Annotated in this window: 7 protein-coding genes; 5 read left to right on the forward strand and 2 right to left on the reverse strand. The window is 71.4% G+C overall.

The genetic code is table 11. The features are described from left to right. The first annotated feature begins 120 nt into the window (after positions 1–120). The 4 genes from AC5LUJ_RS07845 to glgB all read left to right on the forward strand — a co-directional run bounded on the left by AC5LUJ_RS07845 (position 121) and on the right by glgB (position 8,004). Positions 121–2,106, forward strand: a complete 1,986-nt coding sequence (locus AC5LUJ_RS07845; protein WP_250286111.1) for an alpha-1,4-glucan--maltose-1-phosphate maltosyltransferase — start codon at positions 121–123, stop codon at positions 2,104–2,106. Continuing rightward, entirely contained in the window at positions 2,103–3,863 is a 1,761-nt protein-coding gene (gene treS / locus AC5LUJ_RS07850; protein ID WP_250286112.1) for a maltose alpha-D-glucosyltransferase, read from the forward strand. The genes AC5LUJ_RS07845 and treS overlap by 4 nt, the downstream gene beginning before the upstream one ends. Before the next feature lie 115 nt (positions 3,864–3,978). After that, on the forward strand, positions 3,979–5,349 hold the full coding sequence (locus tag AC5LUJ_RS07855) for a maltokinase N-terminal cap-like domain-containing protein (RefSeq protein ID WP_250292477.1): 1,371 nt from the start codon (positions 3,979–3,981) through the stop codon (positions 5,347–5,349). A 27-nt stretch (positions 5,350–5,376) separates the two neighbouring features. Continuing rightward, complete coding sequence (glgB, locus tag AC5LUJ_RS07860; RefSeq protein ID WP_250286114.1) at positions 5,377–8,004, forward strand: 1,4-alpha-glucan branching protein GlgB; 2,628 nt, start codon at positions 5,377–5,379, stop codon at positions 8,002–8,004. Between the two features lie 101 nt (positions 8,005–8,105). Here the strand turns inward: glgB and AC5LUJ_RS07865 are convergent, their stop codons facing one another. Together AC5LUJ_RS07865 and AC5LUJ_RS07870 are read right to left on the reverse strand one after the other, a co-directional pair. After that, a complete protein-coding gene (locus AC5LUJ_RS07865; RefSeq protein WP_493464706.1) occupies positions 8,106–9,104 on the reverse strand; it encodes a tetratricopeptide repeat protein in 999 nt (332 codons plus the stop codon). A gap of 209 nt (positions 9,105–9,313) precedes the next feature. Beyond that, positions 9,314–9,610 (reverse strand): MTH1187 family thiamine-binding protein, encoded by a 297-nt coding sequence (locus tag AC5LUJ_RS07870; RefSeq protein ID WP_250281324.1) that lies wholly within the window; start codon positions 9,608–9,610, stop codon positions 9,314–9,316. A 258-nt stretch (positions 9,611–9,868) separates the two neighbouring features. Between AC5LUJ_RS07870 and AC5LUJ_RS07875 the strand changes: the two genes are divergently transcribed. Then, on the forward strand, positions 9,869–11,467 hold the full coding sequence (locus tag AC5LUJ_RS07875; RefSeq protein ID WP_250281322.1) for an ATP-binding response regulator: 1,599 nt from the start codon (positions 9,869–9,871) through the stop codon (positions 11,465–11,467). Positions 11,468–11,550: the final 83 nt, after the last annotated feature.

Below are 11,550 nucleotides of genomic sequence, written 5' to 3' on the forward strand. Positions count from 1 at the left end.
CCTCCGCACCCCCAACACCCCCCCATCTGGTGGCCCCACGCTGTTCACGTTGGGGTGCCACCAACTGGTACAGGAGAGGCCGACTATCAAGGGGTGGTCCACCTGGATAAGGTCGCGGCGATGATCGGACGTTCCATAGGCCGGGTTGTCATCTCTGACGTCAGCCCCGCCGTCTCCTGTGGGCAGTGGCCGTCGCGGGCCGTCGAGGGTGAGACCCTCACCGTCGCCGCGACGATGTTCCGCGACGGACACGACCTGATCGGCGCCAACGTGGCGCTGTCAGGCCCGGACGGCCGCGGGAACCCGTTCACCCGGATGCGGCAGGCCACAGCGGGCACTGATCGTTACGAAGCCGAGGTCCGGGTCGACTCGGAGGGCCTGTGGGGCTTCCGCATCGAGGCCTGGGCCGATCCGGTGGCCACCTGGCGGCACGCTGTCGAGGTCAAGACAGCCGCCGGCCAGAGCACGGACGAGCTGTCGGTGGACTTCGAGGACGGCGCCCGGCTCCTGCTGCGCGCCCTGCCCGGGATTCCCGAAAGCCGGCGGGCGGCGGTCCGGCACGCCGTCGACGTCCTGCGCGACGACACGCTGACGGATCCGCACGGGCGGATCGCGCCGGCGTGCGACCCGGCGCTGGTCGACCTGCTCACCCGGTGCCCGCTGCGGGAGCTCATCACCCGCTCGCCCCTGTACCGGATCTGGGTGGACCGGCCCCGGGCCCTGTTCGGCAGCTGGTACGAGTTCTTTCCCCGTTCCGAGGGTGCGAGCCTGGACCCGCCGCGTTCCGGAACGTTCGCGACGGCCGCCGAGCGGCTGCCCGCCGTCGCCGCGATGGGTTTCGACGTGGTCTACCTGCCGCCGATCCACCCCATCGGCGAGGTCAACCGCAAGGGCCCGAACAACACCCTGGTCGTGGGCCCTGACGACCCGGGCTCGCCGTGGGCGATCGGCAGTGACGCCGGTGGCCACGACGCCGTCCACCCGGGCCTGGGGACGATCGACGACTTCGACGACTTCGTCGCCAGGGCCCGCGCCCTGGGCATGGAGATCGCCCTCGACCTGGCCCTGCAGTGCGCGCCCGACCACCCGTGGGCCAAGGTGCACCCGGAGTGGTTCACCGTGCGCAGCGACGGCTCCATCGCGTACGCGGAGAACCCGCCGAAGAAGTACCAGGACATCTACCCGCTCAACTTCGACAACGACCCGGTCGGGCTCTACCACGAGGTGCTGCGGGTGGTCCGGTACTGGACCTCGCACGGGGTGCGGATATTCCGGGTCGACAATCCGCACACCAAGCCGGTCCAGTTCTGGGAGTGGCTCATCGCCGAGGTGAAGTCGGTCGAGCCGGACGTGCTCTTCCTCTCCGAGGCGTTCACCCGGCCGTCCATGATGCGGGCGCTGGCGCGGGTCGGTTTCACCCAGTCGTACACCTACTTCACCTGGCGCAACACGAGGTCGGAGCTGGAGACATACGGCCGGGAGCTGCTGGAGACCGCGCACTACATGCGTCCGAACTTCTTCGTCAACACTCCCGACATTCTGCCCGGCTACCTGCAGGAGGGCGGTGAGGCGGCATTCAGGATCCGCGCGGTACTGGCGTCGATGATGTCGCCGTCGTGGGGGGTCTACGCGGGCTACGAGCTGTTCGAGAACGCTCCCGTACGGGCCGGCGGCGAGGAGTACCTGGACTCCGAGAAATACCAGTACCGGCCGCGGGACTGGGCCGGTGCCGAACAGGACGGACGCTCACTCGCACCATATCTTGCCAGGCTGAACCGGATACGCAGGGAGCATCCGGCGCTGCACTGGCTGCGTAACCTTCGTTTCCACCATGCCGATGGCGACGATTTCCTCGTCTTCTCCAAGCGCTCCGGGGGGGCGGCGGGCGACGACTGCGTCCTGGTCGTCGTCAACCTGGATCCGCGCAACGCCCGGGAGACGACCGTCCGTCTCGACATGCCCGCCCTCGGCCTCGAGTGGCGGGAGACCTTCCATGTTCACGACGAGATCAGCGGGGCTGACTACACGTGGGGGCAAGAGAATTACGTCCGGCTGGACCCGGCGACGGAACCAGCCCACATCCTCGACGTCCGGCGCCGGGCATGAGCGCCAGGAGCACCGAGGACACCGAGGGCACCGAGGGCACCGAGGGCACCGGAGAGGCCGGGGGCGGGACGTCGGCCGGGGGTGCCGTCCCGCCCCCGGCCGACGAACCATCCCGCGACCCGCTGTGGTTCAAGCGGGCGGTCTTCTACGAGGTCCTCATCCGGGGCTTCGCCGACTCCAACGGTGACGGCACGGGCGACCTGCGCGGGGTCACCAGCAAGCTCGACTACCTGAGCTGGCTCGGGGTCGACTGCCTGTGGCTGCTGCCGATCTACGAGTCACCGCTGCGGGACGGTGGCTACGACATCTCCGACTACTTCCGGATCCTGCCCGAGTTCGGCGACCTCGGGGACTTCGTCAACCTGGTGGACGAGGCCCACCGCCGGGGCATCCGGATCATCGCGGACCTGGTCATGAACCACACCTCCGACCAGCACCCGTGGTTCCTGGCCTCCCGCAGCGACCCGGACGGCCCGTACGGCGACTTCTACGTGTGGTCGGACACGGACCAGAAGTTCCTCGACGCCCGGATCATCTTCGTCGACACGGAGAAGTCGAACTGGACCTGGGACCCGGTGCGCGGCCAGTACTACTGGCACCGTTTCTTCTCCCACCAGCCCGACCTCAACTATGACAACCCGGACGTCCAGGAGGCCATGCTCGAGGTGCTGCGCTTCTGGCTGGACCTCGGCATCGACGGATTCCGGCTGGACGCCGTCCCGTACCTCTACGTACGGGAGGAAACCAACGGCGAGAACCTGCCGGAGACCCACGAGTACATGCGGCGGCTCCGCAAGGAGATCGACGCCAAATACGCCGACCGGGTGCTGCTGGCCGAGGCGAACCAGTGGCCGTCCGACGTCGTCCAGTATTTCGGCGACGACGACGAGTGCCACATGGCGTTCCATTTCCCGCTGATGCCGCGGATCTTCATGGCGGTCCGCCGGGAGTCCCGCTACCCCATCTCGGAGATCCTGGCGCAGACACCGGCGATCCCGCCGAACTGCCAGTGGGGCATCTTCCTGCGCAACCACGACGAGCTGACCCTGGAAATGGTCACCGACGAGGAACGCGACTACATGTACGCCGAGTACGCGAAGGACCCGCGTATGAAGGCGAACATCGGGATACGCCGCCGGCTCGCCCCGCTGCTGGAGAACAGCCGCGACCAGATGGAGCTCTTCACCGCGCTGCTGCTCTCGCTGCCCGGTTCACCGGTGATCTACTACGGCGACGAGATCGGCATGGGTGACAACATCTACCTGGGCGACCGGGACGGTGTGCGGACGCCGATGCAGTGGTCCCCGGACCGCAACGCCGGTTTCTCCACCAGCGACCCGGCCCGGCTCTACCTGCCGCCCATCATGGATCCGGTGTACGGATACCAGGCGCTCAACGTCGAGGCCGAGCAGCGGATGCCGACGTCCTTCCTGTCCTGGACCCGGCGGATGATCGAGGTGCGCAAGCGGCACCCGGTCTTCGGCCTCGGCAGTTTCGAGGAGTTCCCGGCGTCCAATCCGTCTGTTTTCGCCTTTGTCCGGGAGTTCGGCGACGACCGAGTGCTCTGCGTGGCCAACCTGTCACGTTTCGCCCAGCCGGTGGAGCTCGATCTCCGCAGGTTCACCGGAATGGTGCCGGTCGAACTGCTCGGCGGGGTGCGCTTCCCGCCGATCGGGGAACTGCCGTACCTGTTGACCCTGGCCGGGCACGGGCACTACTGGTTCGCGCTCACCCGGGCGGGGGAACTGGGCTCCTGACGGGCCGGGACGTACCGGCCGGCCAGACATACGGCAGGGTAGGGCGTACACGTCACGATGGGCGTACACGTCACGAGGATGGTCGCCAGGTGGTGACGGCGCGAGGAGGTCGACGATGGTGGGCGGCAACTCTGATCTGGTCGCCCTCCTGCCCCCCTGGCTGCCGCGGCAGCGCTGGTTCGCCGGCAAGGGCCGGCCCTGGGCCGGCCTGCGTGTCGTCCGCGACGTGCGCCTGTCCGACCTGCTGCGCCACTTCGTCGTCGAGGTCCGCTATACCGATGGTGGTCCGGCCGACCACTACCAGGTACCGCTGGTGGTGCGGCCGGACGCGCCCTACGGGCACGAGGGCTTCTTCGTCGGCAAGTGCGCCGACGGGCTGGTCTACGACGGGCTGCACGATCCGGAGGGCAGCGCCGCCCTGCTGGCGTTCGTCCGCGACCGGACGGCCCGCGACGGGCTCGTGCCGCACACGCTGGAGGAGCTCGAGCTCTTCCCCGCCCACGTGATCGGCGCGGAGCAGTCCAACACCTCGGTCGTGTACGGCGACGCCTACATCCTGAAGGTCTTCCGGCGGCTGTGGCCGGGGACGAACCCGGACCTGGAGATGACCCGCGCGCTCGCCGACGCGGGCAGCCCCAGCGTGGCCCGGCCGCTGGCCTGGCTGGACGGTGTTCTCGACGGCCAGCGCGCCACGTTCGCGTTCATGCAGGAGTTCCTCCGCAGCGGCACCGAGGGCTGGCGGCTCGCCCTCGCCAGCGTCCGGGACCTCTACGCGGAGGCGGACCTGCACGCCGACGAGGTCGGCGGCGACTTCGCGGCCGAGTCCGAGCGGCTGGGCGCGGCCACCGCGGACGTGCACCGCATCATCGCCGAGACGCTCCCCACGGCTGTCGGCGACGCCGGGACCCTGCAGGCGCAGGCCACCGGGATGCACGGGCGGCTGGACGCCGCGATCAGGGCCGTCGAGCGGCTGCGGGCCTTCGAGCCGGGGCTGCGCGCCGCCTACGACGCACTCGCCCGCCAGACGTCACCGGTCGCCCTGCAGCGGGTACACGGCGACTACCATCTGGGGCAGGTGCTACGGGTGGACTCGGGGTGGGTACTCTTCGACTTCGAGGGTGAACCGGCACGTCCGCTGGCAGAACGCACAGCGCTGCAGTCCGTCCATCGTGATGTCGCCGGCATGCTCCGATCATTCGACTACGCGGCCCAGTCGTTGTTGTTGGAACGGTCGCTGTTGGTGGAACGGGAGGACGAGTCCGGACTCAGATATCGCGCGCAGGAATGGGCGGCTCGCAACCGTGACGCCTTCTGCACCGGGTACGCCGGCGTCCGCGGGCACGACCCACGCGAGGAAGCTGCCCTGTTGCGAGCGTTCGAGCTCGACAAGGCTGTGTACGAAGTCGTCTACGAGGCCCGTCACCGCCCATCGTGGCTGCCGATCCCGCTCGGTTCGGTCGAACGGCTGACCTCCACGGACGGATGACTACGTTCTAAGGATGGCGTGTTGTCCATGATCGGTCCTGACAGCGCGGCAGGTGGAGCCGACGAGGGGCACCCGGGCGGTTGCCGCCGCGACGCCAGCGGTCTTCCGAGCGACGTCAGCTCCGGGCTCGCCCGTTCCCCGCTGCCGGCCATGGCCATGGCCGGGCACGGCGGCACCGGCCGCCGGGGCAGCGGCCACGGCGACACCGGCTACGGCACCGGGTATCCCGAAGACGGCGGCTATCCCGAAGCGGCGTACCGGGACGGCGGGCCCGGCCGCGGCGAGCACACCGCGGTCCAGCACGGCAGCGCGGAGCACAGCGGAGCGGAGCACGGCGCAGCGGAGGGGGACACGGCGCAGCGGAGCGGGACGAAGCGGGGCGCCGGCGGCCAGGACACCCCGACGTCGCCTCCCCCGCCCCTGCTCGTCGCCGCCGCCGAGCTCGAACGGCTGGTGAACGGCTCGCACCACGACCCGCACCACATCCTCGGTGCCCATCCCCACGGGGAGTGGACGATCGTGCGGGCCCTGCGGCCGGACGCGGTGAGCGTGGTCGTCATCACCGAAGAGGAGCGGTTCGCATGCACCCGGCTGCACACGGCCGGGGTGTTCGCCGTGGCGCTGCCGACCAGCGCCGTCTCCGGCTACCGGCTGGAGGTCCGGTACTGCGACGCCACGCACGTCGTCGACGACCCCTACCGCCACCTGCCCACCCTCGGGGAGATGGATCTGCACCTCATCGGCGAGGGCCGCCACGAACAGCTGTGGAAGGCGCTCGGCGCGCGGGTGCGCCGCTACCCGGACAGCACCGGCACAACCGAGGTCAGCGGGGTCGGTTTCGCCGTGTGGGCGCCGAACGCCCGCGGTGTGCGGGTGGTCGGCGACTTCGACTTCTGGGACGGCCGGGCCTACCCGATGCGCTCCCTGGGCTCGACCGGCGTCTGGGAGCTGTTCGTGCCCGGCATCGGCGCCGGCTGCCGGTACAAGTACGAGATCCTCGGCTTCGACGGCGTCTGGCGGCAGAAGGCCGACCCGCTCGCGCTGCACACCGAGAACCCGCCGGCCACGGCGAGCGTCGTCTTCGAGTCCGGCTACACCTGGAACGACGAGGCATGGCTGGCGCGGCGCAGGCGCACCGCGTGGCACACCAGGCCGGTCTCGGTCTACGAGGTGCACCTGGGCTCCTGGCGCCGCGGGCTGTCGTACCGGCAGCTCGCCACCGAGCTCGTCGCCCACGTGCGGGAGATGGGCTTCACCCACGTCGAGCTGCTGCCCGTGGCCGAGCATCCCTTCGGTGGCTCCTGGGGCTACCAGGTGTCGGCCTACTACGCGCCGACGTCACGCTTCGGCGACCCCGACGGCTTCCGCTACCTCGTCGACCAGCTCCACCAGGCCGGCATCGGTGTGATCGTCGACTGGGTGCCGGCGCACTTCCCCCGGGACGTCTGGGCGCTGGGCCGCTTCGACGGCACCCCGCTCTACGAGCACCCCGACCCCCGCCGCGGCGAGCAGCCCGACTGGGGGACGTACGTGTTCGACTTCGGGCGTCCCGAGGTGCGCAACTTCCTGGTCGCGAACGCGGTGTACTGGTTCGAGGAGTTCCACGTCGACGGGCTGCGGGTGGACGCCGTCGCCTCCATGCTCTACCTGGACTACTCCAGGGCCGAGGGCGAGTGGGTCCCCAACGTCCACGGCGGCCGGGAGAACCTGGACGCGGTGTCGTTCCTGCAGGAGACCAACGCCACGGTCTACCGGCGCGTCCCGGGCGTACTGATGATCGCCGAGGAGTCGACGGCCTGGCCGGGGGTGACCCGCCCGACGCACCTGGGCGGCCTGGGCTTCGGCTTCAAGTGGAACATGGGCTGGATGCACGACACGCTCGACTACCTCTCCCGGGCGCCGGTGTTCCGCGTGTACCACCACCACCAGATGACCTTCTCCATGATGTACGCGTACTCGGAGAACTTCGTCCTCCCGCTCAGCCACGACGAGGTGGTGCACGGGAAGGGCTCGCTGCTGCGCAAGATGCCCGGTGACCGCCGGCAGCAGCTGGCCAACCTGCGCGCGCTCTACGGCTACATGTGGGCGCACCCGGGCAAGCAGCTGCTGTTCATGGGCGGGGAGTTCGCCCAGGAGGCCGAGTGGTCCGAGGCCCGCTCGCTGGACTGGTGGCACCTGGACGACCCGGGCCACCGGGGCGTGGCCACGCTGCTGAAGGACCTCAACGGGGCCTACCGGGCCGCCCCCGCCCTGTGGGAACGGGACACCTCCCCGGAGGGGTTCTCCTGGATCGACGCGAACGACGCCGAGAACAACGTGTTCTCGTTCCTGCGCTGGGCCGGCGGCGCTCCGGCCGGCGGTGGCCGGGCCGGCGGCGCTCCGGCCGGCGGCCCGGCGGGCGGGCGGGTGCTCGCCTGCGTCACCAACTTCTCCGGCGTCCCGCACACCGGCTACCAGCTCGGGCTGCCGTTCGCCGGCCGCTGGCGTGAGCTCATCAACACCGACGCCACCGAGTACGCCGGCAGCGGGCTGGGGAACCTGGGCTCCGTGCTCGCCGTGGACACCACCCGCCACAACCAGCCGGCGTCGGCGACACTCACCCTGCCCGCCCTGAGCACCCTGTGGCTGTGCTACGAGGGCTCCGTCCAGAACTGACCAGCCGGGAACCGGCCGGCCCGTGCCGGCCCGGCGGGGCTCGTCGGGCCGGCACGGTGCGCCCGGCCGGCCGGGAAAACGCCCGGCATGCCGGGACGTTTTCAGAACAGGGCGGCGGCGAGGGCGCGGCGGGCCGGGGCGACCGCCGGCTCGGCGTCCCCCAACGCCTGGAACAGGCCGACCAGGTGGGCCCGGACACGCTCCCGCTCGTCACCGGTGGTCCGCCGGACGACGCCGACCAGCCGGGTCAGGCCCGTCTCGACCTCGCCCCGGGCGACCAGGACGTCGGCCAGCATGATGGCCGCCTCGACGTCGTCGGGGTCGGCCGACAACCGGGCACGCAACGCGGCCGCGTCGATCGTGGCCACCCGCTGGAAGAGCTCGACACGGGCGAGCCCCAGCGCCGCGTCCTGGTCACCGGGGGCTTCGGTGAGCCCGGCCCGGTAGGCCGCCGCGGCGGCCTCGAGGTCACCGCGGGCGAGCGCCTCCTGCGCGGCGGCGTGGTGCGGGTCGGCGGGGGCCTCGTCCGGCCCGCCGGGCAGGCCGCCGGTGGCCTCGTCGACGAGCGCGAGCAGCTGGTCGAGCCAGGCCCGCACCTCGCGTTCAGGCAGGGCGCCGGTGAACTCACCGATGATCCGCCCGCCGACGATCGCCTTGACCGCGGGAATGCCCTGGACGGCCGCGGCCTGGGCGAGCTGCGGGTTCGCGTCCACATCGATCTTGGCGAGGACCCAGCGGCCGCCGTCGGCTTCCGCCAGCCGCTCGAGGATGGGGCTGAGCTGCTTACACGGGCCGCACCAGCCGGCCCAGAAGTCGACCACCACCGGGACCTGCATGGACCGTTGCAGGACCTCCGTGGCGAACGTGGCCTCGCTGACGTCCACGACGACGGGCTGCGCCGGCGCGCCCGGGCCCGCCTGGGCGGCTCGGGCTGCACCCGCGGCGGTGGCCGCCGGCCGGGCGGGCGCGGGCTTGGGGTCGAGCGGGACCGCGCCGGCGAAGCGGAGGCCGGCGAGTTCGCCGGAAAGCCGTGGATCTGAGGGCGAGGCGTTTCGCGACCTGGCGGGCCCTGGTCCTGACGACCGGGGCCCGGACGACATGGGTGACCTCCGTGGCATGACTCCATCGTTGCATCCGGGCAGCGAAACCGGACACCGCCTCGGCGGACCGGGTGCCAGCAGCCGGCCGGCACCGCGTATCCGGCCGGCTCGGAGGGCACGCAGACCCGACGAATCAGCCCAACCCGCCCAGCCTGGCCGGCCCGCCCGGCCCGCCCGGCCCCGTGGCCGGGCGACAGAACGCCGCCGGGTCACTCCTGGGCCAGGCGCCGCTCGATCGAGGCGACCTTGGTGTGTATCGCGTCGGTGGCCCCCTGGCGGATGTCGGCCTTGAGTACCAGGCTCACCCGTCCGGACCGCGCGGCCACGGCCTCGACCGCCCGGCGCACGACGTCGATGACCTCGTCCCACTCCCCCTCGACCGTCGTGAACATCGCCGATGTCTCGTTGGGCAGGCCGCTGGCGCGGACCACCCGCACCGCCTCGGCGACCAGGTCGCCGACGTCCTCGCCGGTGCCGATCGGGGTCACGCTGAACGCTACGAGCATGGTTCAAGATCTACCATGGCTGCCACCGCCTTCGTGCCGGTATCGGTGAGCCTGCCGGGATTGGTGAGTGTGCCAGCATTGGCGACGACCAGCCGCCGGATGCTACCTTCTGTGCAGGTTCCATCCCTGGGACGGCATAAACGGACACTCGACCAAACCCGGGACAACGCTCTTCGACGGCACGCCCTACTATTGCCCGCCGTGGAGTGGACGATGCGCGATGACCGGGATGACAAGGCACGGGACGACGAGGCCTAGGTGGTTCCACGGACCCTCCTCGACGCGCTGACAAGCCTGGTCGTACTCGTCGGCGCGGACGGCCGCGTGCTCGACGCGGGCGCGGCCGCGAGGACCTTTCTCGGTGAACGGCTGGCCGGGACGACCCATCTGCGGGACCTGGTCGACGTGGTGGAGCCGTCCTCGCGGGTCCGGCTGCGCGATGTCGTGCCCCGGACGCTCGGCCGTACCGGCCAGTGGCGCGGAACCGTCGACCTCGTCGACGCCGCGGGCAACCCGGCGCCCTATCTGGTGTCGGTGCGGGCCGACCCCGACGGCGGCTTCGTGATCGCCGCCCAGGACACCGAGGACATCCGGGCCCGGGAGGCGGCCGAACGGGAGTCCCGCGCGAAGGACGAGTTCATCGCCCGGCTCGGCCACGAGCTGCGCACCCCCCTCAACGCGGTCCTCGGCTTCGCCCAGCTGCTGGAGCTCGAGCCGCTGGCCCCGGAGCTGCACGACGACATCGAACGGATCATCACCGGTGGCCGGCACATGCAGGCCCTCATCGACGACGTGCTCGACCTCGCCCGGCTGCGGGCCGGCCGCGGGGACATCAACAAGGGGCCCGTCAACGTCCTGGAGATCGTCCAGGGTGTCGTCGAGCTGGTCGAGCCGCTGGCCGCGCAGCGCGGGATCCGGCGGGTCATCTCACCGGCCGAGCCGCTGGTCGCCGACGCCGACCGGCGGCGGCTGTGGCAGGTCCTGCTCAACCTGGTCGGCAACGCCCTGAAGTACGGGCGGGAGGGCGGCACCGTCCGCGTCGGGATCGTGCCCGTCACCGGGGCCCGGGTGCGGATCGAGGTCGAGGACGACGGCAACGGCCTGCCCCCCGAGGCCATGAGCAGGCTGTTCCGGCCGTTTGAACGGCTCGGAGCCGAACGGAGCGGCGTCGAGGGTAGTGGGCTGGGGCTGGCGCTGTCCCACGCCCTGGTCACGGCCATGGGCGGCGTTCTGACGGCGGCCAGCCGCTACCGGGTGGGCAGCGTGTTCGCCGTGGTCCTGGACACCATCGACGTCCGTTTCGACGACGCCTACGACGCCTACGACGACCCGGACGACGATGACGGGTTCGGGCCGCCGCCGGCCGTCACGGGCCGGCCGGCAGGAGCGAGGCCAGGACCCTGGCCAGGGCCAGGGCCAGCGACGGGGACGGTCGACAACCGCCTGCGGGTCGTGCACGTCAGCGGTGATCCGGCGACCCGGGCGATGGTCACCCATGTGCTGCGCAGCTCGCTGGGAGCGGACACGGTCTGCGTCCCGCGCGCCGCCCTCGCGCTGGACGCCGTACGGCGTGCCCGGCCGGCGCTGGTGCTGCTGGACCGGATCCTGCCCGACGCCCCGGTCGAGGAACTGCTGCGGGCGCTCGCGGCGGACGCCACCGCCGGGCAGATCCCCGCTGTCGTCCTCACCACGGACGACGACCCGCGGGACCTGACCAGGCTGCGGCAGGCGGGCGCGGTGGATGTCGCCGGAGCGCCCCTCGACGTCAACGCGGTGATCGCGGCGGCCGGCCATCTGGCAGTGCGCCGCGGCGAGCGGCAGCAGGCCGCGCACCACGCGCGCCACGCGCACCAGTAGCGCCGGCCCGGCGCCCCGGCCGGCCGGCGGGAACCGGCCGGATCACCCGATGATCGTCCCACCGCCGGTCGCGCTGGCGGTCA

The sequence above is a fragment of the Protofrankia sp. CiP1_Cm_nod3 genome, assembly GCF_982290655.1.